General features: G+C 65.5%; 19 protein-coding genes and 1 pseudogene. 14 read left to right on the top strand and 6 right to left on the bottom strand.

Annotation, left to right across the window (positions count from 1 at the left end; all coding sequences use genetic code 11):
• Positions 1–28 precede the first annotated feature (28 nt).
• From AC3A6Y_RS29800 to AC3A6Y_RS29820, 5 genes are all read left to right on the top strand, one after another.
• Complete coding sequence (locus AC3A6Y_RS29800) at positions 29–1,507, top strand: NAD-dependent succinate-semialdehyde dehydrogenase (RefSeq protein WP_487871830.1); 1,479 nt, start codon at positions 29–31, stop codon at positions 1,505–1,507.
• Between the two features lie 77 nt (positions 1,508–1,584).
• Positions 1,585–2,535 carry an ornithine cyclodeaminase family protein gene (locus AC3A6Y_RS29805; protein WP_487871831.1) on the top strand — a complete coding sequence of 317 codons (951 nt, stop codon included), beginning with the start codon at positions 1,585–1,587 and terminating at the stop codon, positions 2,533–2,535.
• Between the two features lie 34 nt (positions 2,536–2,569).
• Complete coding sequence (locus AC3A6Y_RS29810) at positions 2,570–3,580, top strand: dihydrodipicolinate synthase family protein (RefSeq protein WP_487871832.1); 1,011 nt, start codon at positions 2,570–2,572, stop codon at positions 3,578–3,580.
• Positions 3,581–3,654: 74 nt separating this feature from the next.
• Entirely contained in the window at positions 3,655–4,596 is a 942-nt protein-coding gene (locus AC3A6Y_RS29815; RefSeq protein ID WP_487871833.1) for a Bug family tripartite tricarboxylate transporter substrate binding protein, read from the top strand.
• A gap of 111 nt (positions 4,597–4,707) precedes the next feature.
• A complete protein-coding gene (locus tag AC3A6Y_RS29820) occupies positions 4,708–5,226 on the top strand; it encodes a MarR family winged helix-turn-helix transcriptional regulator (RefSeq protein WP_487871834.1) in 519 nt (172 codons plus the stop codon).
• Between the two features lie 301 nt (positions 5,227–5,527).
• Here AC3A6Y_RS29820 and AC3A6Y_RS29825 read toward each other — a convergent pair whose 3' ends face one another.
• On the bottom strand, positions 5,528–6,511 hold the full coding sequence (locus tag AC3A6Y_RS29825; protein ID WP_487871835.1) for a Bug family tripartite tricarboxylate transporter substrate binding protein: 984 nt from the start codon (positions 6,509–6,511) through the stop codon (positions 5,528–5,530).
• Positions 6,512–6,670: 159 nt separating this feature from the next.
• Here AC3A6Y_RS29825 and mhpA point away from each other — a divergent pair, with 159 nt between their 5' ends.
• From mhpA to AC3A6Y_RS29860, 7 genes and pseudogenes are all read left to right on the top strand, one after another.
• Positions 6,671–8,275 carry a bifunctional 3-(3-hydroxy-phenyl)propionate/3-hydroxycinnamic acid hydroxylase MhpA gene (mhpA, locus tag AC3A6Y_RS29830; RefSeq protein WP_487871836.1) on the top strand — a complete coding sequence of 535 codons (1,605 nt, stop codon included), beginning with the start codon at positions 6,671–6,673 and terminating at the stop codon, positions 8,273–8,275.
• Complete coding sequence (locus tag AC3A6Y_RS29835; RefSeq protein ID WP_487871837.1) at positions 8,272–9,084, top strand: IclR family transcriptional regulator; 813 nt, start codon at positions 8,272–8,274, stop codon at positions 9,082–9,084. Before mhpA ends, AC3A6Y_RS29835 begins: the two co-directional genes overlap by 4 nt.
• Before the next feature lie 135 nt (positions 9,085–9,219).
• Complete coding sequence (locus tag AC3A6Y_RS29840) at positions 9,220–9,786, top strand: cupin domain-containing protein (protein WP_487871838.1); 567 nt, start codon at positions 9,220–9,222, stop codon at positions 9,784–9,786.
• 85 nt (positions 9,787–9,871) lie between these two features.
• Positions 9,872–10,621, top strand: coding sequence for an SDR family NAD(P)-dependent oxidoreductase (locus tag AC3A6Y_RS29845; RefSeq protein WP_487871839.1), 750 nt, complete (start codon positions 9,872–9,874; stop codon positions 10,619–10,621).
• A gap of 90 nt (positions 10,622–10,711) precedes the next feature.
• A complete protein-coding gene (locus tag AC3A6Y_RS29850) occupies positions 10,712–11,284 on the top strand; it encodes a VOC family protein (protein ID WP_487871840.1) in 573 nt (190 codons plus the stop codon).
• A 23-nt stretch (positions 11,285–11,307) separates the two neighbouring features.
• Positions 11,308–12,803, top strand: a pseudogene (locus AC3A6Y_RS29855) (aldehyde dehydrogenase family protein).
• A gap of 18 nt (positions 12,804–12,821) precedes the next feature.
• Positions 12,822–13,709 carry an alpha/beta hydrolase gene (locus AC3A6Y_RS29860; RefSeq protein WP_487871841.1) on the top strand — a complete coding sequence of 296 codons (888 nt, stop codon included), beginning with the start codon at positions 12,822–12,824 and terminating at the stop codon, positions 13,707–13,709.
• Positions 13,710–13,948: 239 nt separating this feature from the next.
• On the opposite strand, the gene sdhC is transcribed toward AC3A6Y_RS29860, so the two are convergent.
• The 5 genes from sdhC to AC3A6Y_RS29885 form a co-directional block, all read right to left on the bottom strand.
• A complete protein-coding gene (sdhC, locus tag AC3A6Y_RS29865) occupies positions 13,949–14,380 on the bottom strand; it encodes a succinate dehydrogenase, cytochrome b556 subunit (RefSeq protein ID WP_487871842.1) in 432 nt (143 codons plus the stop codon).
• Positions 14,381–14,487: 107 nt separating this feature from the next.
• Entirely contained in the window at positions 14,488–15,168 is a 681-nt protein-coding gene (locus AC3A6Y_RS29870; RefSeq protein WP_487871843.1) for an SGNH/GDSL hydrolase family protein, read from the bottom strand.
• A 286-nt stretch (positions 15,169–15,454) separates the two neighbouring features.
• Positions 15,455–16,891 (bottom strand): AdeC/AdeK/OprM family multidrug efflux complex outer membrane factor, encoded by a 1,437-nt coding sequence (adeC, locus tag AC3A6Y_RS29875; RefSeq protein WP_487871844.1) that lies wholly within the window; start codon positions 16,889–16,891, stop codon positions 15,455–15,457.
• Between the two features lies 1 nt (position 16,892).
• The gene (locus AC3A6Y_RS29880) at positions 16,893–20,060 is read right to left on the bottom strand and encodes an efflux RND transporter permease subunit (protein WP_487871845.1); all 3,168 of its coding nucleotides are present in this window, start codon (positions 20,058–20,060) and stop codon (positions 16,893–16,895) included.
• A gap of 16 nt (positions 20,061–20,076) precedes the next feature.
• The gene (locus AC3A6Y_RS29885) at positions 20,077–21,279 is read right to left on the bottom strand and encodes an efflux RND transporter periplasmic adaptor subunit (RefSeq protein WP_487871846.1); all 1,203 of its coding nucleotides are present in this window, start codon (positions 21,277–21,279) and stop codon (positions 20,077–20,079) included.
• Between the two features lie 128 nt (positions 21,280–21,407).
• On the opposite strand from AC3A6Y_RS29885, the gene AC3A6Y_RS29890 reads away from it, so the two are divergent.
• Positions 21,408–22,031, top strand: coding sequence for a TetR/AcrR family transcriptional regulator (locus tag AC3A6Y_RS29890; RefSeq protein WP_487871847.1), 624 nt, complete (start codon positions 21,408–21,410; stop codon positions 22,029–22,031).
• A 125-nt stretch (positions 22,032–22,156) separates the two neighbouring features.
• Positions 22,157–22,243 (top strand): hypothetical protein, encoded by an 87-nt coding sequence (locus tag AC3A6Y_RS29895; protein WP_487871860.1) that lies wholly within the window; start codon positions 22,157–22,159, stop codon positions 22,241–22,243.
• The last annotated feature ends 54 nt before the right edge of the window (positions 22,244–22,297 follow it).

Below are 22,297 nucleotides of genomic sequence, written 5' to 3' on the forward strand. Positions count from 1 at the left end.
GGATATGGACCCCACCGAAAGGAATGCCGTGGCTCGCCACCTTCTCAAGAACCCGGATCTGCTCCGCGAAGCCGCGCTGATCGACGGAAAATGGATCACCGAGACAGCCCACGGCTATTCGGAACTGCGCAACCCCGCGACGAGCGAGGTTCTCGCGAGGCTGCCGCGCTGCAAGGAGGAGGAGACCACGCGGGCCATCGTGGCGGCCGACAAGGCTTTTCGCGCCTGGCGCCAGACCACCGCCAAGCACCGCTCGCAGGTGCTGATTCGCTGGTGGTCGTTGATCGTCGAGAACAAGGAAGACCTGGCGACGCTGATCACGCTGGAAGAGGGAAAGCCCCTGAGCGAAGCGCGTGGCGAGATCGACTACGCCGCAGGGTTCGTGCAGTGGTTTGCCGAGGAAGCCAAGCGCGTGCGCGGCGATGTGATCCCGGCGCCCCGGGAGACGCAGCGCATCGTCACGCTCAAGCAGCCGATCGGTGTGTGCGCGGCCATCACGCCGTGGAACTTCCCGGCTGCCATGATCACGCGCAAGGCCGGCCCGGCACTGGCAGCCGGCTGTTCGATGGTCGTGAAGCCGGCCAGCCAGACACCGCTCACCGCGCTGGCCCTCGGAGAACTCGCGCTGCGCGCGGGCATTCCCGCCGGGGTCTTCAACGTCGTTACGGGCGGCGACACGCGAGCCATTGGGAGCGTGTTGACCTCGCACCCCCTGGTGCGCAAAGTCACCTTTACCGGGTCGACCGAAGTCGGCCGGGTTCTGCTGCAGCAGTCCGCCTCGACGATCAAGAAGTGTTCGATGGAACTGGGCGGCAACGCGCCTTGCATCGTGTTCGACGACGCCGACATCGACACTGCAGTGGAAGGCATCCTCGTCGCGAAGTTCCGCAACACCGGCCAGTCGTGCATCGCCGCCAACCGCGTGATGGTGCAAGCCGGCATGTACGATGCGCTGGCCGTGCGGCTGGCGGAACGCGTGGGGCAACTCAAGGTCGGCAACGGGCTGGAGCCCGGCGTGCAGATCGGCCCGATGATCGACGCTGGCGCGGTGAGCAAGGTCGAGGAGCACGTCGGCAACGCCGTCGCCGGTGGTGCGCGCGTGCTGACTGGCGGCCGGCGCCACGTGCTCGGCGGTTGCTTCTATGAACCCACCGTGCTGGCGGATGTTGCGGCCGGCATGGCCGTGGCGGTGGAAGAGACCTTCGGCCCTGTGATGCCGCTCGTGCGCTTCGCGACGGACGAGGATGCGATCGCGATGGCCAACGATACCGAGTTCGGGCTCGCTGCCTACCTGTTCAGCAAGGACGCAGCGCGCATCTGGCGCGCGGCCGAATCGCTCGAGTCGGGCATGGTCGGCATCAACACGGGCCTGATCTCCAACGAGCTTGCCCCTTTCGGCGGCATCAAGCAAAGCGGGTTGGGCCGGGAAGGCTCGCACTATGGCATCGAGGAGTTCCTCGAGCTCAAGTACCTGTGCTGGGACGGCCTTCATCCTTCATTCGCCTGACAGACCACTGATACAAGAGCCCCATGAGCATCCATCCAGACAGTCCAGTATTCGTTTCCGGCGAGGTCGCCCGCCAGGTGTTCACCTGGAGCGATGCCATCGAAGCCCTGCGTGCTTCCTACCGGCTACCCGAGCACGCGGGCGCGACGCCGCCCCGAACCGTTGCCAACGTGGGCAAGGCGTGGCTGCGTACGCTGCCGGCCTTTCCGCCGGCGGGCCGTTACTTCGGAGCCAAGTTGATGGCCGCGGGCGTGCAGGGCGTGGCCGCGGGCATCGAGTATGTGATCGTGCTGTTCGACCGGGAGACGAGCCGCATCGCGGCTTTCCTGGACGCCAATGCCGTCACGGCCTTCCGCACGGCGGCGACGTCGGCGCTCGCGCTGGACGGACTTGCACCTGCCACGCCGGCGCGCCTTGCGGTGCTCGGCAGTGGCCTGGAAGCCTCCCATCACGCGAGGGCCTTCGCCGCGGTACGCGCCCTGACCGAAGTGGTGGTGTACAGCCCGACACCGGAGCGCCGGGAAGCGTTCGCGCAAGCCCTGACGCGCGACCTCGGCGTGCCTGCACGCGCGGCGGTCAGTGCGGGCGCGGCCGTGGATGGCGCCGACGTCGTGCTGGCGGCTGCGCGCTCCCAGGGGGAGAAGCCGATCCTTTTCGGCTCCTGGCTCAAGCCTCGCGCGACGGTCGTCTCCATCGGATCGACCATTCCACAGCAGCGGGAGATCGACGCCAGCGTTGTCGAACGCAGCGACCTGATCATCTGCGACAGCCTGGAAGAAGTGCTCACCGAAACCGGCGACATGATGGCGGCCAAGGCGGCGGGCCTGTCGTTCCGGGACAAATCCTTCAGCCTGAACGACCTGGTGAGCGGCGCTTGCGACGAACGTGTGCGTTCGGCCGACATCCGAATGTTCAAGTCGGTGGGCGGCGGGCTCCAGGACATCGTCGTCGCCGAACTCATCGTACGCAAGGCGCTGGAGGCCGGCCTGGCCACACCGCTGCCCATCCAGTTCGAATCCAAGCGCTAATGCGCAACCTCTGACACTACCGAAGGAGTACCTGATGACCCGATACCACCGCAAAGAAGCCCGCGAATGGGCGCGCGAGCACATGAACGGCGTCGCGAACGTGACGATCCCGACCATGACGTCCGATTTCAAACGCATCAACACGAAGGCCGCGCGGCACGACATCGAAACGGCGATCGGCCATGGCTTCGTCGGCACGCTCGCCTGTTCGGAGCACGCGATCACCCTGGCGCAGTACGCCGAGTTCACGAGAGCCATGGTGGAACAGGCGGCCGGGCGCATCATGGTGATTCACCATGCCATTTTCAACTCGCTCGAAGAGAACATCGAGGCGGTGAAGCTGGCCGAGGAGGCCGGCGCGGACCTCGTCCTGCTGGGCTATCCGCCCTTCTTCCATCCCAAGTCGCTCGAGGACGTCTACTCCTACACCAAGGCGCTCTGCGACTCGACCCGGCTGGGCGTGATCCTCTTCCCGGTCCCGGCCTGGGGATTCGGGAGCCTGCACCCCGCGGACATTCCGCTTCCTCTGCTGCGCCGCCTCGTGGACGAATGCCCGAACGTGGTGTCGATCAAGGCTGAAGGCGGCATGCCGCACATCATGTCGGCCATCGAGGTGCATCGCGAGTTCCACAAAGAGGTCGTGATCTCCTCACCGCTGGAATACGAGTACGTGCCACTGGCACAGGTGATCCCCATCCCCTTCTGCGGCACCAACTACTCGGCCTACTACGGACCATGGCTGCCTCGTGTTCACAAGCTGATCCAGGCCGGAAAGTACGACGAGGCCACCCAAGCCTGGTACAAGGTCGACCCGGCGCGCAAGGCCTTCGGCAGTGTGCCGATGGCGATGGGCGGGCTTATCAACAGGACCATCTGGAAGTACCAGGCTTGGCTGCAGGGCTACAACGGTGGCCCCATCCCGCAGCCGACGCCGCGACTCCATGGGCGCGACATGGCTGTCCTGCGCCGCGGTCTGGAGGCTGCCGGTCTGGCGCCGACGTCGGATCCAGATGAGGCCTTCTTCATCGGAAGAAATCCAGAATGAGGATGGTGCACGAAGCCCGCTTTCAGGCCACGAGGATGGGGCCATCGCGTTCGCGTCGCAGATTGCTTGCGGCCATGGCTTCACTGCCGACCCTGGCACTGGCCCAGGGTCGGGACGCGTACCCGTCGCGCTCGATCCGGATGGTTGTGCCCGTGCCGCCTGGCGGGCCCGCCGATCTGGCGGCGCGCGCGATTGCCGAGCGCCTTCGTGAGGAACTGGGCCAGCCGGTTGTCGTGGACAATCGCGCCGGCGCTTCGGGCGCCCTGGGCACGGCCAACGTGCTGCAAGCGTCCGCGGACGGCTATACCTTGTTGCTCTCGCTGCCATCGGCGCAGATCACAGCGCCGCTGATGGTAGAGAAGCCGCCCTACGATGGCGCCAAGGATTTCACTGCCATCGGCCAGTTTCTTCGGACGAGTGCGGTCCTGTTGGTGAACAAGTCGGTGCCGGTCCGCGACTTCCAGGGGCTGGTGAGCTACGTCAAGGCGCGGCCGGGTCAGTTGAACTACAGCTCCACGGGAATCGGCAGCAATCCGCACCTCGTGATGGAACTGGTCAAGCTGCGAACCGGCATGGACATGGTCCATGTTCCATACAAGGGTGGGGCAGCGATGTTGCAAGCCGCAGTCGGGGACGAGGTCCAGGCTCTCTTCGGAGAGATCAGCACTTCGATGCCGTGGATCCAGTCCGGTCGTCTCACGCCGCTCGGCATTGTTTCCAGCAAGCGTTCGCCTTTGCTGCCCGATGTGCCATCGCTGGTCGAGGAGAAGGTGCTTGAGGCGCCGGCCGACTTCTGGATGGGACTTGCAGGGCCGCCACGCATGTCGCCTGGCCTCGTGCAGCAGTTGAGCCAAGCCTTGGCGAAGGCCGTTGAACATCCCGAGATGAGGCAGTTCTTCGCGAAGACGGCCACCGAGCCGACCTTCTCCGACCCCAATGCGTTCCAGGCGTTGTGGCAGGCGGAACAGGGCCGCTGGGCGGAGGTCATCCGAGTTCGACGGATCCGTGCTGAGTAGCGCTTTGACGGCGCTCGAGATCTCGGTGAGGAACTCGGTTTGCTTGCTGCGATGAGCGTTTGGCCGAGGCGTTCGCAGATTCTCGGCCTAGGAATTGCTCCGAAAATCCAGATGAGCGCGATCTCCCCATCAGAGTCGCCTCCGGCTAGCTTTTCGAACTATGACGCCGACGAAGATCCGAATCTCCTGATCCGCAGAATTCTGGCACTTGTGAGGGTTTCGGTGAGTGCGAGATTGAGCGATATCAACGGACTGACGGAGTCCCAATGGAGGCCGTTACATTGGCTGTACACACGCGGCCCCTTGCGCGTGATCGAGTTGGCGCACTTTTGCGAAATCGATCCAGCCGGTATGACTCGATTGATTGATCGGCTGGAGCGTAAGGGGCTTTGCCGCAGATCGCGGTCACCGTCGGATCGGCGGGTTGTCGAGGTTTTTCTCACGGATGGAGGTCTGGATTCTGCTAGGCGGGTCACTCCTGTGCTTGAGCGCATCCAAGCTGAGTTGCTGACGGGTTTCGACAAGGAACAACAGGAGAACCTGCTTCGCCTGCTAGCTCGCTTGGCGAATAACGCGCGGGTTTCCGGACAAGCATTGACGCAGCCGCAGCGATTGATCATTGAAAGTTGAGACCGCTGTGTAGCAAAGGCTTCTTCGATAGAACGAGATGAAAAACAGAGTGAGTAGAGGCAAACTATGCCCGCCCAAATGGTGGGAGACGATGGCCGGTGCCCCTTGGCGTATTTCATCGTGTTGGCCGTATTGTTCGGGGTGCTTTTTCTCTTAAAGAAACTGACCACTGCCGGCTGAGAGAATGTCGCGGTCAGAGACCCGGCTCGAGACCGACAGTCTGTCGATCCGCCAAGGCGCTACGGGCCATGCACGAGTCGCCGGGATCAGTCCATATTCTGGCCTCTCGAGGATGAGTAGTTCAGGCAGGCAGATCGAGCTTCAGTCCTGACTGCTTGACTACGGGCACCCACTTCGCGCGTTCGGACTGGATGTACGCGCTGAACTCCGACGGGGTGCTGCCCACCGGCTCGCCTCCGTAGTCCCGGTATCGCTGCACGACTTCCGGCTTGCGAGCCACTGTCGCACAGGCAGCGGCCAACTTTGCAATGATCGGCTGGGGGGTCCCTGCCGGGGCGAGGAGGCCGAACCACGTGGAGGGCTCGTAGTTGCGGATGCCCAGCTCGTCGAATGTGGGCGTTTGAGGGAAGTCCGGGTGCCGCGTCCGCCCGGATATGGCAAGCGCCTTCAGCTTTCCCGCCTTCACGTTCGCCACGGCAGGCGACAGCGCGTCGAAGATGACGTGCACCTCGCCTCCCAGCAAGGCCGTATATGGGCTCGTCGTGTTGTAGGGAACGAACTTGAGGCTGGTGCCGGTGATGGAAGCAAACCATTCGCCGAGAAGGTGCTGGAAGGTTCCCACGCCCTGGGTGGCCGCGTTCAGCGAACCCGGTGTGGACTTCGCCAGGGCGACGAGTTCCGCGGCCGTCGATACCGGAACGCGCGGGTGGGCAAGCACCGAGCAGCGCAGGGTGGTCAGCTGACTGATCGGGTCGAAGTCCGTCGGCTTGTACGGCAGCTTCGTGTACAGCTCCTGCATGTAGCAAAGCGAGCTCGGAATTCCCATGAAGAGGGTGTAACCGTCGGGGGCCGAGCGCGCTGCGTAAGCAGTGCCGATGGTCGTCGTACCTCCGGGACGATTCTCGACAACGACGGATTGCCCCACTACCGCCGAGAGCCCGGCGGCCCAGTAGCGCGTGTCGGCGTCGAGCCCGGAGCCGGGCGGAAGGGCCACGATGATCCGGATCGGTTTGCTGGGATAGTCCTCGGCAAGTGCCGAGCCGGTTAGCCCGGCCATAAGCATTCCCGCACCTGCGTTCAGTACCTGTCGTCTATTGAGGGTCATGTCGTCTCCGTTGATACTGGCTGACTCGTACATAAATACTATACGAACCGTATTGAAAAATAGAGGTAGGTGAAAACCCAGCGCCAGCCCCGAAACGTGTCCACTGCATGGACAACCGGCCTTGTTCACCTCGCCTCGCGTGGATCATCTTGCAGAACCATGAAGTACGACGCGATCATCACGGGCTACGGGCCGACCGGCGCCACCCTGGCCAACCTACTTGCGCTGCGCGGCTGGCGCATCGCGGTCATCGAACAGTGGCCTCAGGTCTACGACAAGCCACGCGCAATCACCGCGGATCAGGAGTGCATGCGTGTATTCCAGGCCTGCGGCCTGGCGGAAGGCATTGCCGCGCATACATCGCCCCACCCGGGAACCGACTTCGTCGGCCTGGATGGCGAAGTGATCAAGCGCTTCTATCCGCAGCCGGGACTGAAGCAATTGGGCTGGGAGCCGAGCTTCATGTTCGTGCAGCCGCAGCTTGAGGAAAAGCTGCGCGCGGGGGTCGCTCGTTTCGATCATGTCGAAGTCCTGCTGGCCCACAGATTCTTGCGCTTCGATGAATCCCAGGGCGGGGTTCGCGTGCACGTGCGCAACCTTGAGCTGGATCGCGATCTCGAGCTCGGCGCAAAGTACCTGATTGCCTGCGATGGTGCCAGCAGTCCGGTGCGCAGGCAATTGGGCGGCGGGGTCGAGGATCTCGCTTTCGACGAGTGGTGGATCGTGATCGACGCGTGGCTCCGCGGTGGGGTCGACTTGCCGTCGCGGTGCGTCCAGTATTGCCGCCCCTCCCGGCCGGGAACTTACATTGTCGGCCCCGGCGACCTGCGGCGCTGGGAGATCAAGCTGTTGCCGGGCGAAGGGGCGGATGACTTCCACACCGAGGAATCCATCCGCCGCGTGCTGTCGGAGTTCGTCGACACGGAGTCGCTGGAACTGTACAGAACGGCTGTCTATCGGTTCCACGCCGTCGTGGCCGAGCAGTGGCGCCGCGGCCGCGTCTTCCTGGCGGGCGACGCGGCGCACCAGATGCCGCCTTTCCTGGGCCAGGGCCTGTGTGCTGGCGTGCGCGATGTCGTCAACCTGGCTTGGAAGCTGGACGCGGTCGAGCGTCTGCGGGCGGATCCGCGCCTGTTCGACACCTACGGCGTCGAACGCAAGCCGCATGTGCGCACCATCGTGAGCACCGCGAAGTCTTTCGGCCTGATCATCGGAGAGCTCGATGTGGAAGCGGCAAGATGCAGAGACGCGCGCCTGAAGGCAGAACTGGACAGCGGTAGGGCCGAGACGGTGCGGCAAAACTTCATTCCCGGTCTTGCCGGTGGCCTCGTAGCCACGGATGCCGAGGGCTTGCCTGCACCCGGTGCGGGCACGCTTTTCGTGCAGCCGCGAGTTCGCGTCGCGGGCTCGGCGCCGGCCGTGCCATCGGGCGATGTCCTGTTGGACGATGTGACCGGCGTGGGCTTCCTGCTGGCCGCGACCGAGGCCTGTGTGGCTGAATGGCTCGACGCAAAGACGCGCGAGGCCTGGCAGCGGCTGGACGGGAAGTGGGTGGTGATCGGCGACACGGACGGCGCCGTGCCACCGCAGGTCATCGTCGCGCTGGAGGAGGAGGAGGGAATCTTCCGGGACTTCATGGCGAAACACGGGGCTCGCGCCGTCGTGGTGCGTCCCGACGGTTACGTCTACGGGGTCGCCGCCGACCCCAGTGGCTTGCGCAGGCTCGTTCGGGCGCTGCATGAGCAGGTGTTCGATCCCGCGTGATCGGCAAAGCCATGGGCGCGGACTCGACCTCCAGCGAGATGATTGGACCGCTGCAGCGCGCCATCGCGGTGTTGTGCGCTCTCGCGAACGGAGGCCGGCTCGGCGCGTCGCTCACCGAGCTGTCTAAGGACCTGCGGCTGCCGCATTCCACGGTGCACCGCATCCTTGCGCAGATGGAGCGCCAAAGGCTCGTGGAACAGAACGAGGAATCGCGCAAGTACACGCTGGGTCCGCTTGCCTTCGAGCTGGGACTGGCCGCCGAGCGCCAGTTCGACATCCGCGGGCTTTGTCGCCCCATCCTCGAGCAACTCGCCATCGAGGCCGAGGACACCGTCTACCTGATCCAGCGCAGCGGCAACGACGCGGTATGCATCGACCGGCAGGAAGGTCCTTCACCGATCCGTGTGATGACGCTGGAGGTTGGCAGTCGCCGCCCCCTTGGTTTGGGTGCAGGCGGGCTGGCCATACTCGCGGCGCTGCCGAACCCGGAAATGGAAGACGTGTTGGTGGCCAACATGCCAGCGATCGAATCGCGTTGGCGTTTCCCGGAAGGCGCGTTGCGCGACTCGATCCAGAACGCACGGGAGAAAGGACACGCAGTCATCCGCAATCGCATCACTCTCGGCACGACGGCGGTCGGGCGGCACGTGAACGACTCGCTGGGCAGGCCGTTCGCCGCATTGAGTGTCGCTGCCGTCAACGCGCGCATGGACGCCGCCAGGACCCTGCACGTCGCATCGCTGCTCAACCGCGAAGCCCGGAAGATCGAGCGCCTGCTGCTTCGGGTGCGCCCTGTACTTTCCCAGTGAAGCATTTGTCCGCTCAGTGGAAATGGTCTGCCGCGGATCGGGAAAACGCTGACGCCCGCCGACGCTCCGTTCATTGACCGGGTAGAGAAACTGAGAAACGATACGCACCGTGTCAGATACAACTTTCCTTTCACCATGAACCTCGACTCACACGCCAACGCCCAGGCCGGGAACCAGGCCGACAGCTATCAGCCGGTCCGCCGCCTCGTCACGGGCGAAGATGCCGACCGCCGCTCCTACTTTGTGTTCGACGGACCGACACCCAATTCGGTGATCGATCCCGGTGTGCCCAAGGCGCAGGTCGTCTGGGCCACCGGCGAGGCGGCGGCCCCTGGGCCTGACCCGGCGCCGGCGGGTCACCGCTTCGGATTCCACTCTCCCGGCGGGTCGGTGTTCCGGATCGCCGAGTTCCCGCCGGACTCGCGGGCGGACCGATCGGGTCTGACCCGGTTCCTCGAGGAGCAAGGCGTGGGCGACCAGCGCCAGCCGCGCCACTTCTGGTTCCACAAGACCTGCACCCTGGACTACGCGATCTGCCTGGAAGGCGAGATCTACGCAATGCTCGACAAAGAGGAGCGCCTGATGCGCCCTGGCGATGTGCTCGTGCAGCGCGCCACCAACCACAGCTGGTCCAACCGCTCAGACAAGCTCTGCCGCATGGCCTTCATCCTGATCGACGTCGCCGAAGGCGCGAAGCCCTGAGTCGGCGCGCGATGTCCGAAGTCGTGTCCGATCACCGGAAACCGCGTCGGCGTTCTGAAGGTGGTCGCGAAGAATGGCGTTGCATATGAACAGAACATCCCTCGAAGGCCAGATTGCCGTCGTCACCGGCGCCAGCAGCGGCATCGGCGCAGCTTGTGTGCGCCTGCTGGCCGCGGAGGGCGCTCGAGTGGTGATCGGCTACCACCGCGGCGTGGAAAGAGCTCAGTCCCTGCTGCGCGAGCTGCCTGGCGGCGGGCACATGGCCGTGGAAATCCCGCTGGAGGACACGCAGAGACACGCCGCCGCCCTGCGGCAGATCTCGGAGTCGGTTGCCGGGGTGAACATTCTCGTGAACTCCGCCGGCTACACGCAGCGCATCCCGCACGCGGATCTCGACGCGCTCACGCCGGAGCTGTTCAACGCGCTGCTCGTCGCCAATGCCGGCGGGCCTTACGCGGTCACGCGGGCGATGCTGCCGTTGTTGCGCGCCGCCGGCACCGCGCTGGTGGTCAACGTGTCGTCGGTCTCGGCCTTCACCGGCTCGGGCAGCAACATCGCCTATTGCGCTGCCAAGGCGGCGCTGGACACGATGACGCTGTCGCTGGCGCGTGCCTTGGGGCCCGCCGTGCGAGTTCTCAGCATTTCGCCCGCTGTCGTGAACACCGGCTTCGTGGAGGGGCGCAGCAGGTCCGAGCTGGAGAAGAAAGCGGCCCAGACGCCGCTCGGCCGCGTCGTCGCGCCCGAGGATGTCGCGAGCGCGGTGCTGGCCTGCGCGACGCATCTCCGCACGGCGACCGGCACGCGGATCGTAATCGACGGAGGCCACACGCTGTGAACCCGATGCTGATGGACGAGCGAACCTGCACGACGCACCCGGCAAGTGGCGCGAACTGAAGCCACAGCCGCTTTTTGAAAGGATGTCCCGATGTTGATCAAGGGCCTGCACCACGCGGCGTTCCGCTGCAAGGACGCGCGGGAGACCGTCGACTTCTACACGAAGATCCTCGAGCTGAGGTTCAGCCACGCCATGGGCGAGGACCATGTTCCCTCCACAGGGCAATACAGTCCCCATATCCACATCTTCTTCGAGATGGAGGACGGCAGCTGCATTGCCTTCTTCGAGTGCCCCCTGGACAAAGGGGAGCCGTCAGGGCGCGATAGCGAGACGCCTGGATGGATACAGCATTTTGCATTTCGGGTCAAGGACACGCAGACGCTCCTGCAGGCCAAGGCGGATCTCGAAGCCAAGGGCGTCCAGATCATCGGGCCGACCAACCACGATGACTTCCTGCTGTCGATCTACTTCTTCGACCCCTCGGGGCACCGCCTCGAGCTGAGCGCGATCACGTCCACCTCCGCGATGGATGCCGCCTTCCGGGAGGAGGCAATGCAAGTGCTCGAGCTCTGGGAGCAGACCCACGATTGGTCAGGGCGCCACTTGCTGTGGGGGTCGGCGCGAGGCTACCTGCGGGACACCCCCTCATCCCCGCAACGTTGAAGCTGCACTAAAGGAACATTCGCATGCAATCCAATGACTTGTCGCTCCTGAGCCCGGAGACGCGCCGCATCCTGGACACGCCCGGGAGCCTCTGGATCGCGGGGGAGAGGCACGAGGCCAGCCGGCATCTGCCGGTGATCGACCCGAGCAGCGGGCGGGATGTCGGCGCGATCGCCGATGCCGGCCCGGAACACGTCGATGCCGCCGTCGCGGCCGCCCGCGCGGCCTTCGAGCATGGGTCGTGGCGGCGCATGCCAGGGGCCGAACGCGAGGCGCGGCTTCGCCGCCTGGCCGACCTCATGCAGCGCGATGCGCAGGTACTGGCCGAACTTGAAACCGTCGACGTTGGCATGCCGATCTGGATGGCACGCGGCCTGGACGTGGCTGGCGCGGTGAGCGCGGTCCGGTTCATGGCGGGGCTTGCCGGCCGCACCTATGGCAAGACCGTCCCTGTGCAGACGCCCGATCCAGAGGCCGCGTACTTTGGCTACACCCGGCGCGAGCCATTGGGTGTGGTGGGCGCCATCATCCCCTGGAACGTCCCGCTGATGCTGGCCGTCTGGAAGCTCGCGCCTGCGCTCGCGGCCGGATGCACCATCGTGCTGAAGCCTTCCGAGGAGGCCAGCTGTTCGGTGCTGCACCTGGCGCGACTGGTCGCCGAGGCGGGATTCCCTGCGGGTGTGGTGAACGTCATAACCGGTCGGGGCACGACCACCGGCGCCGCTCTGGCGTCCCATCTCGGCGTCGACAAGATCACCTTCACCGGGTCGACGGCCACGGGCAAGGAGATCGCGCGCGCCGCCGCCGAGAACGTGAAGCAGACCACCCTCGAGCTCGGAGGAAAGTCTCCCCAGATCCTGTTCGGCGACGCAGATCTCGACAGGGCCATCCCGGCCATCGCCAACAGCGTTTTCCTCAACTCAGGGCAGGTCTGCGTGGCGGGTTCCCGGATGTACATCGAAAGCGGCATCTATGACGAGGCACTGGACCGGCTCGCCCGTCACGTGCGGGGCCTGCAGATCGGTTGCGGCCTCGACCTCCAATCGCAACTGGGTCCCTTGATCAGCGCCAGGCAGCAAGCGCGGGTTCTCGAGATCATCGACGAGGCCGCGGCTGCGGGCGTCGAGATGGTGACGGGCGAATACAAGGTGGATGCGCCGGGTTTCTACGTCCGGCCCACCGTTGCGGCTGTGACGGATCAGAGCACCGCCATCCTGCGCCAGGAAGTCTTTGGTCCCGTGCTGACGGCAACGCCGTTCAGCAGCCTCGACGAGGCGGTGGACTGGCCAACGACACCGAGCACGGCCTCGCCGCCATGGTCTGGACGCGCGATCTGGCGACGATGCATACCATCGTGCCGCGGCTGCAGTGCGGCAGGGTGGCCGTCAACACCGAGCCGATGCCGTACCACGCGCTGCCCGAAGGCGGTCGCAAGGCTTCCGGCTACGGGCGCGACCTGGGCGAGGAGTCCTTCGAGTCCTACCTGGACACCAAGTCCGTGCTGCTGCGCTACGCCTGAGCGCCGGGATCGACAAGCATGCAAACAAAGATCAATTTCCAGTCCGGTCCCAACACGCTCACTGGCGTCGTGCACATTCCCGACGAACTGCCGGCCGGTGAGCGGCGCCCAGCCATCATCGTCATCCACGGCTTCGGCGGTAACAAGGAAGGCCCCACCCACGTCGGCGAGTGCAATCTCTACGAGTCCCTTGGCTACGTGGCGCTGCGCTTCGACATGCGCGGCTGCGGCGAAAGCAATGGCCCGCGGGGGAGGGTGCTCTGCGTCGACCAGGTGCAGGACGCGTTGAACGCGCTCACCTGGCTCGCTCAGCAACCTTTTGTGCGGCCGGAGGCGATCGCATTGAGTGGCCAGAGCTTTGGCGGGGCGGTCGCCATCTACGCCGGCGCCGTGGATCCGCGGGTCGCGGCTGTCATCTCGATCGCGGGCTGGGGCAACGGCGCGCGCAAGCTGGAGTGGCAGAACCGCGCGCCGGGCGCTTGGCAGCGCCTGCTCGGCCTTCTCGAACGTGGCAGAACATTGCGGGAAACCAGCGGCGAGACCCTGATGCTGAACCGTTGGGACATCGTTCCCGTGCCGGAGCCCATCCGTCATCTGTTGCCGCCCAACTGCGTCATGGACTTCCCGGTGGATACGGCGCAGAGCATCTACGACTTCCGGCCGGAGGAGGTGGTGGATCGAATCGCCCCTCGCCCCTTTCTGATCGTGCATGGCGTCAACGACAGCGTAACCAGCGTTTCCGAGGCTTTGCATATCTTCAAGGCTTCTGCGGGTCACCCTGAACTTGCCATCCTCAAGGGAGACCACTTCCCCTTCGTCGAACCGGACTCTCTCTGGGACTCCCTGCTGACCAATTGGGTGGAGAAGAACTTGCCAATCGTCTCTGCCGCTCCTCCCTCGGTGTGACGAGATGGAGGCCAGGAGCCACGCACTTCGACGGCGTACAGCGCCTTAGTCCGGTGACGCGGGGCATGGCCTTCTCATTGCCATCAAAGTTCGCGTTTCATGGCAGCGTCGAAATTCGTGAAACACCAAGGCGGAGTAGGCGGTTGGCGATCTCAGGCCTTTGCCGCCGAATTCCAGCACGTCCGGACTCCAGGTAGTTCGCCGCGGGCAGCTTGCCCTCGCGGATACTGCTGGTGAAGTCAGTACAGGCTGAAGATCTTGGCACCAAGGATCAGCGTCAGGAACACGCTGGCGATCAAGACCCACTGAGCCGATCGGGCGGATCGCGAACGCTCCACGGCACCATGGGTTGAGTCGAGCATGATGAAGCGCAGCCCGGCGATGATGTGATGGAGAAATGCCCATGCCACGGCAAGAATCGTCAGTTTTCCCACCCAGCCCGGCATGACGCCGAATCCGACGTCGAAGCTCCGCTTGAATCTTTCGAACGAGGTTTCCGATTTGAGCGAAGCATCAAGGGCCCAAATGATCAGCGGCAGCATCGCAAACATCAGCACGCCGCTAACGCGATGCAGCAGTGAAACCCACGCTGGCGCTGGAAAGCGCTTCATGTAGTACAGCAGATCCTTCAAGGCGATATTGCGATGCGCGTGACGTTCCAGAGGGCTCATTGGCATGGGGGTCCCTTGAAAAGAATCAGAGATGATTGAAACCGGTTCTCAATCAATTCCAGGAGCAGGACTCTGGTATGCGATTTCCGGCAGAACAGCGTCTCGACTCACGCGCATTCGGGCGCGAGCTGATCCAGGACATGAATGATGCTGCCCACGAGCCTGTCCGAATATGGCTTCGAGGGATGCAGGACGTCTGCCATTTCCTGCGGAACGTATCTCACGGCACCCCAATCCACAAAGGGCACATGGAACTCGGAAGCTAGTCGCCGGATGGTCTGGTCCGCAGCGGCACGCCCCGGAATCGACACGGCTTGCTGGGAAAGCCCTGTCAAGATGACCTCTCTGCCTTCTCGGCGCAAGGTCCCGATCATCGGGCGCAGCGAGGGTTCCAGCGGGAGGCGCTGGATCGCGTCGTTGATTCCGTACGCGATCACTACGAATCGGCCGGTGCGGAGTTCGCTTTCAAAGGCTTTCGCTCGCTGTGTCGCCGTCTCGCCATTGCGTGAATGGTCCTGGACGGTGTAGTGGGGCCTCAGACGCTTGAGGGTTGCTGCGGGCGGCTCGTCCAGGCGAAAGTGGCCTCCGTAACCCCCGTGCATGATGGAGTCGCCGTATAGATCGACGCTGCAGGTGGCTGCTTCGGTGCGTGCCTTCGGCGGCGGCGATGCCTGAATGGCCGCGGGCGCCACGGGAGCGTTTGCGCCAGGGTGAACGGGTGTTTCGCGTACGGCGCATGCGGCAAGCGCCAGTAGCGCCGTGATCACGGCTGCGAGCTCTTGACGCATTTCTAGTTTTCCAGCATTTGATAGCCCCTGCCCCTGCCCCTGCAGCTCTGAAGCGACGATCGGCCATTCGGCCGCGTGCCGAGCTTTTGGCGAATGCTGCTGATCTGCATATCGAAGCGGCGGTCGAAGCGCGTTGGGGCCGGCCGAAGGCCTGTTGCGAGATGGTGTCTTTGCTGACGAGTTGGCCGGCGTGGCTTTCGGTGAGGTCGACATCGTCGTCGACGAGTCGAAGGCGGGGCATGGCAGATCTGCAGGGTGCGAGAGGTCGCGCGCCGGGACTTCGACGTCAGCCTTGCTTCCCGGTGCTCTCCACCCAGCCGCCGCCGAGCGTCTTGTAGAAGGTCACGAGGTTGGTCAGGCGCGAAAGGCGCGTGGTGATGAGGTTCTGCTGCGCGGTGTAGAGCGATCGCTGCGAATCCAGCACGCTCAGGTAGCTGTCCACGCCACGCCGGAAGCGCGCGTCCGAGAGGCGGTAGCTCTCTGCCGTGGCGTTCACCAGCGACTGCTGCGCTTCGAGCTGGCGGCCGAGCGTGCCGCGCTGTGCCAGCGCATCCGAGACCTCGCGGAACGCCGTCTGGATCGCCTTCTCATACTGCGCCACTGAGATGTCGCGGCCGACGGTGGCGATCTGGAGGTTGGCGCGGTTGGCGCCGCCGTCGAAGATCGGCAGCGTGATCTGCGGCGCGAAGCTCCAGCTGCCCGAGCCGCCCTTGAACAGGCCCGAGAGCTCGCTGCTCGACGTGCCCGCCGATGCCGTGAGGCTGATGCGCGGATAGAAGGCGGCGCGCGCCGCACTGATGTAGGCGTTGGCGGCCTTGAGGTCGCGCTCGGCTTGCAGGATGTCGGGGCGGCGCTGAAGCAACTCGGAGGGCAGCCCCGGCGGAATGCCGGCCAGCGGGCTCGCGGCCGCCGCGGCGCTGTCGGGCAGGGCACGCGGCAGCAGTTCGTCTGGCACCTCGGCGCCCACGAGCAGCATCAGCGCATTGCGGTCCCGCGCCACCTGGGCGGTGTAGCGCTCGACGTCGACGCGGGCGGTGTCGACGCTCGTCTGCGCCTGGCTCAGCGTGAGCGCCGAGGCCGCGCCCAGCTGGAAGCTGCGCTGGTTGAGGCGATAGGAATCGCTCTGGCTGCGCAAGGTGTCGCGCGCGAGCGTGAGCTGGTCCTGGCCGGCGGCCAGTGTGAGGTAGCTGGTCGCCACCTCGGCCACCAGGCTGATCTGGGTGCTGCGGCGCGCCTCGGCGGTAGAGAGGAACTGCTCCAGGGCCTGTGCGCTCAGGCTGCGGACGCGGCCGAACAGGTCGATCTCGTAGGCGCTGAAGCCCAGGGTCGCGCTGTACTGGTGCGCCGTGAGGGCCTCGCCTGTCGACGACAGGTCGGCCGGGGTGCGGCTGCCGCTGCCGCCGGCACTGGCGTTGACAGTGGGGAAGAGCGCCGCATCCTGCACCCGGTACTGGGCACGCGCCTTCTCGATGTTCAGCACCGCGACGCGCAGGTCGCGGTTGTTGGCGAGGCTCATCTCGATCACGCGCTGCAGCGACGGATCGGTGAAGACATCGCGCCAGCCGAGCTCGGCCACCGGCGTGGAGGCCGGGGCACCTGCATCGCCGGCGAAGGTCGCAGGGACCGGCGTTGCGGGCTGCTGGTACGCCGGCATCAGGCTGCAGCCTGTGAGGAAGGCTGCCAGCGCGAGCGGGGCGAGGGGAGTCGATGTGAAGCGGAACATGTCAGACACCTTGCGAAGTGGCCGGGGTCGTGTGAGGGAGGGAGGCCGCCGCGTGCGCCTCGGCCGGCTTGCGCTTGAACAGCCTGAGCACCACGACGAAGAAGAGCGGCACGAAGAAGATCGCGAGGACGGTGCCGGACAGCATGCCGCCGACCACCGCATTGCCCAGCGCATGCTGGGCCCCGGCGCCCGCGCCGCTGCCGAGCACCAGGGGCAGCACGCCCAGGATAAAGGCCAGGGAGGTCATCAGGATGGGGCGCAGCCGCAGGCGGGCGGCTTCCAGCGCCGATTCCACCAGGCTTCTGCCGCGCTCGTGCAGGTCCTTCGCGAACTCGACGATCAGGATGGCGTTCTTCGAGGCCAGGCCGATCGTGGTGAGCAGGCCCACCTGGAAGTACACGTCGTTCATCTTCCACGTCAGGATCGCGCCGATCAGCGCGCCCAGCACCCCGAGCGGCACCACGAGGATGACCGACAGGGGAATCGCCCAGCTCTCGTACAAGGCCGCAAGGCAGAGGAACACGATCAGGATCGACAGCGCATACAGCAGCCCGGTCTGGCCGCTCGATGCCTTCTCCTGGCGCGACAGGCCGGTCCATTCGTAGCCGATGCCGGCGGGCAACTTCGCCACCGCCGCCTCGACAATGGCCAGCGCCTCGCCGCTGGAGGCGCTGCCCGGCATCGCCATGCCCAGGATCTCCACCGAGGGGACGCCGTTGTAGCGCTCCAGCCGCGGCGAGCCGGAGGCCCAACTCGCCTTGGCGAAGGAGGTGAAGGGCACCATGGCGCCGGCGCTGTTGCGCACATACCAGCGGTCGATGTCCTCCGGCTGCATGCGGTACTGCGCATCGGCCTGCAGCATCACCTTCTTCACCCGGCCCTTGTCGATGAAGTCGTTGACGTAGCTGCTGCCCCAGGCGGCCGAGAAGGTGTCGTTGATGTCGGCCATCGAGAGGCCCTGGGCCTGCGCCTTGTGCGGATCGATCTCGAGCCTGAACTCGGGCGTGTCCTCCTGGCCGTTGGGCCGCACGGCCACCAGCCGCTTGTCCTTCGACAGTTCGCCCAGCAGCTGGTTGCGCGCCTGCATCAGAGCCTCGTGGCCGAGGTTGGCGCGGTCCTGCAGCATCAGGTCGAAGCCGGTCGCGTTGCCGAGCTCCGACACGGCCGGCGGCGCGAAGGCAAACACCTTCGCGTCGCGGATCGTCGCGAAGAAGGCGCCGGCCTTCGCCGCCGCGCCCGAGACGCTCAGCGCCTCGCCCTTGCGTTCGTCCCAGGGCTTGAGCTTGACGAAGGCGAAGCCGGTGTTCTGCCCGCTGCCCGCGAAGCTGAAGCCCGACACCGAGAACACGCCGGCCACCGCCTCCTTCTGGTCTTCCAGCAGGTGATGCTCGACCTGGCGGATCACCTGGTCGGTGCGTGCGCCGGCGGCGCCGGGAGGCAGCTGGACCAGCACGAACATCGTGCCCTGGTCCTCGTCGGGCAGGAAGCCAACCGGCAGCTTCATGAAGCCGAAGACCACTGCGGCCAGCAGCACCGCATAGACGGCCATGTAGCGCCAGCCCTTGCCTAGCATATGGCGCACCACGCCCTGGTAGCGGAGGTTGCCGCGGTCGAAGCTGCGGTTGAACCAGCCGAAGAAGCCGGTGGTCGCCATCGCATGTCCCTGGGCGACGGGCTTGAGCAGGGTCGCGCAGAGCGCCGGCGTCAGCACCAGCGCGACCAGCACCGACAGCGTCATCGCCGAGACGATCGTGATGGAGAACTGGCGGTAGATCACGCCGGTCGAGCCGCTGAAGAAGGCCATCGGCACGAACACCGCGGCCAGCACGAGCGCGACGCCGACCAGGGCGCCGGTGATCTGGCCCATCGACTTGCGTGTCGCTTCCTTCGGCGAGAGGCCTTCCTCCGTCATCACCCGCTCGACGTTCTCCACCACCACGATGGCGTCGTCGACCAGCAGGCCGATCGCCAGCACCATCGCGAACATGGTCAGCGTGTTGATGGTGAAGCCGAAGGCCGCGAGCACACCGAAGGTGCCCAGCAGCACCACCGGCACCGCGATGGTCGGGATCAGCGTGGCGCGGAAGTTCTGCAGGAAGAGATACATCACCAGGAACACCAGCACGACCGCCTCGATCAGCGTCTTGATGACCTCCTCGATCGAGATTCGTACGAAGGGCGTGGTGTCGTAGGGCTTCTGCACCTTCAGGCCGGGCGGGAAGAACTTCTCGAGCTCGGCCACGCGGGCGTCGATGCCCTTGACCGTGTCGAGCGCGTTGGCGCCCGTGGCCAGCTTGATGGCCAGGCCGGCGGCCGGCTTGCCGTTGTAGCGCCCGACCGTGTTGTAGGACTCGCTGCCGAGCTCGATGCGGGCGACGTCGCGCAGGCGGACCTGGGCGCCGTTGGTCTGCGTGCGCAGCAGGATGTCCTCGAACTCCTGCGCGGTCTTCAGGCGGGTCTGCGAGGTGATCGTTGCGTTGAGCTGCTGGTTGCCCGCCGCAGGCAGGCCGCCGAGCTGGCCGGCCGAGACCTGGGCGTTCTGCGCCTGGATGGCGGTCTTCACGTCCAGCGGCGTCAGGCTGAAGTTGGCAAGTTTGTCCGGGTCGAGCCAGACGCGCATGGCGTACTGCGAGCCGAAGAGGGTGGTGTCGCCCACGCCCTCGACGCGGCTGATCGCCTCCTGCACGTTCGCGGCCACATAGTCCGACAGGTCGGACCCGTTCATGCTGCCGTCCTCGGAGGTGAAGGCCAGCACATTCAGGAAGTTGGTGGCCGACTTCGTGACGGTGACGCCTTGCTGCTGCACCTCCTGCGGCAGCAGCGGCGTGGCCAGCGAGAGCTTGTTCTGCACCTGCACCTGGGCGGTGTCGGGGTCAGTGCCGTTCTCGAAGGTCAGCGTGATGGTGACTTGGCCTGACGACTCGCTGGTCGAGGCCATGTAGCTCAACCGGTCCAGCCCCTTCATCTTCTGCTCGATGACCTGGGTGACGGTGTCCTCCAGCGTCTTGGCGGAGGCGCCGGGATAGTTGGCGGTGATCGCGACGGCGGGCGGCGCGATGCTCGGGTACTGCGCGATCGGCAGCGTGAAGATGGACAGGGCCCCTGCCAGCATCACGATGATGGCGAGGACCCAGGCGAAGATGGGGCGGTCGATGAAGAAGCGTGCCATGACGGTCTCTCGCGGCTCAGTTCGCCGCGCTGCCGGGCGCGGGGGCCTTGGCCACTTCGGCGGCCGGCTTGGGCCGGGGGCTCCATGCGACCGTCTTCACCTCGACGCCCGGCGCCGCGCGCTGCTGGCCGTCGACCACCAGCTGGTCGCCGGCCTGCAGGCCGCTCTTCACCAGCCATTGATCGCCGATGGCACGCTCTGTCTCGAGCATGCGCCGCTGCAGCTTGTGCTGGGCATCCACCACGTAGGCCACCGGCTTGCCGGTGCTGTCGCGCGACACCGCCTGCTGCGGCACCAGGAGCGCCTGCTCTTTGACGCCTTCCTGCAGCACCGCACGCACGTACATGCCGGGCAGCAGGTCCGCGTTCGGGTTCGGGAACACCGCGCGCAGCGTGATGGCGCCGGTGTTCTGGTCCACCGTGACGTCCGAGAACTCCAGCTTGCCCTCGAGCGGGTAGGCGCTGCCGTCTTCCAGCAGCAGCCGCACCCGGGCGGCATGGGCGCCGCTCTTCTGGAGATCGCCGCGCGCCATGGCCTGCTTGAGCTGGAGCATCGCGGCGCTGGACTGCGTCACGTCCACGTAGATCGGATCGAGCTGCTGGATGGTGGCCAGCGCGGTCGCCTGGCTGGCCGTGACCAGCGCGCCGGGCGTGACCGTCGACTTGCCGATGCGTCCCGAGATCGGCGCGTCGATGCGCGCATAGGCCAGGTTGATACGGCTCGTCTCGACATTGGCGCGCGCCGAGGCGACATCGGCCTCGCCTTGCGCCAGAGAGGCAGCGGCATCGTCGTAGTCCTGCTGGCTCACCGCCTGGATGGCGACCAGTTCCTTGTAGCGCTCGGCCTTGAGCCGCGTGGTCTTCAGGCTGGCTTGCGCCTTGGCGAGCGCGGCGACGTTGCTGTCGTGGCTGGCCCGGTAGGTGGCGGGATCGATCTGGTAGAGCATTTCGCCGGCCTTCACGTCGCTGCCCTCGCGGAACTTGCGCGCCTTCACGATGCCACCGACCTGCGGCCGGACGTCGGCGATGAGGAAGGGCGTGGTGCGCCCGGGCAGCTCGGCCGTGATGGCCACGCGCTGCGGCTGCACCGTGACCACGCCGACCTCGGGCGTGCCCTGCGCCGGAGGCGGACCCCCGGGCGGCTTGCCGCACGCCACGAGCATGCAGGCGGACGCAAGGGCTGCCGCAAGGGTCAGACCGAAGGTGAAGGGGGGACGCATGGCGAATCTCCAGAAGGACGAGGGATGAGCTTAAATAAACGAACCGTACGGTACGGAAATGTAGCTTGACTCACGGGACGCGTCAATCAATAATGAACACATTGGTACAGATATGAGGAGGCAACCAGATGCGAGTCAAGACCGAAGCCAAGCGCGATGCCATCGTCCGGGCGGCGTCGGAGGTCTTCAGGGAAATGGGCTTCGAAGGCGCCTCCATGTCGGAGATCGCCGCGCGCGCGGGCGGGTCGAAGGCCACGCTGTACGGGTATTTCAGCTCCAAAGAGGAGCTCTTCGTCGCGGTCATCCATGGAGCGGCCGCGGCGCATTTCGATCCGATCTTCGAAGCACTCGCGAAGGACACCGACGACGACCTGGAGCGCGCCCTGCAGCGCTACGGCGAAAAGGTCCTGGCGGTGGTGTCCTCGCAGGAAATCACCGAGGCGATGAGGGCGGTGATCGCGGAGTCCGGGCGCAGCGGCATCGGACGGCTGTTCTTCGAAGGAGGGCCCAGCAGAGGCCTGGAGGAACTGGCTGCCTTCTTGGAACTGCAGATGCAGAGGGGCCGGTTGCGCAAGGCCGATCCGCGGGTGGCGGGGCGTCACCTGATGGCGTTGCTGGATTCGGAGTCGATGATGCCGCGCCTGCTGGGTATCGAAGGGCCGCTGACCCGAAAGGAACTGCGAGAGTCCACTCGCCGTGCTGTGCAGGTCTTTCTGGGCGGCTACGCACCAGCAAGCGACGGCGCCTCGTAGCCGGCAGGTGCAGCCACCATGAAAGTCGACATCGCGGCCAAGCTGTTTGTATTTGCTTTGCTTGCCTGTGCTGCCGTGGTCGTCGTGCAGGGAACCGCCGTCCGGCTCGTCTGGAGCGCGGTTTCTTGAGCTACCTCCAACAGCAGAGCGGTACGCGAATGCAGGAGGTGGTGCCGCGCCTGGAGGAGGCTTACGCCCCTCACGGCAGTTGAAATTTCCTGCGCTGCGACTTCAAGGCATGAATGGACCTGTTACTGCCCTTTCTG

Source organism: Variovorax sp. Soil_C_17, from assembly GCF_057657265.1.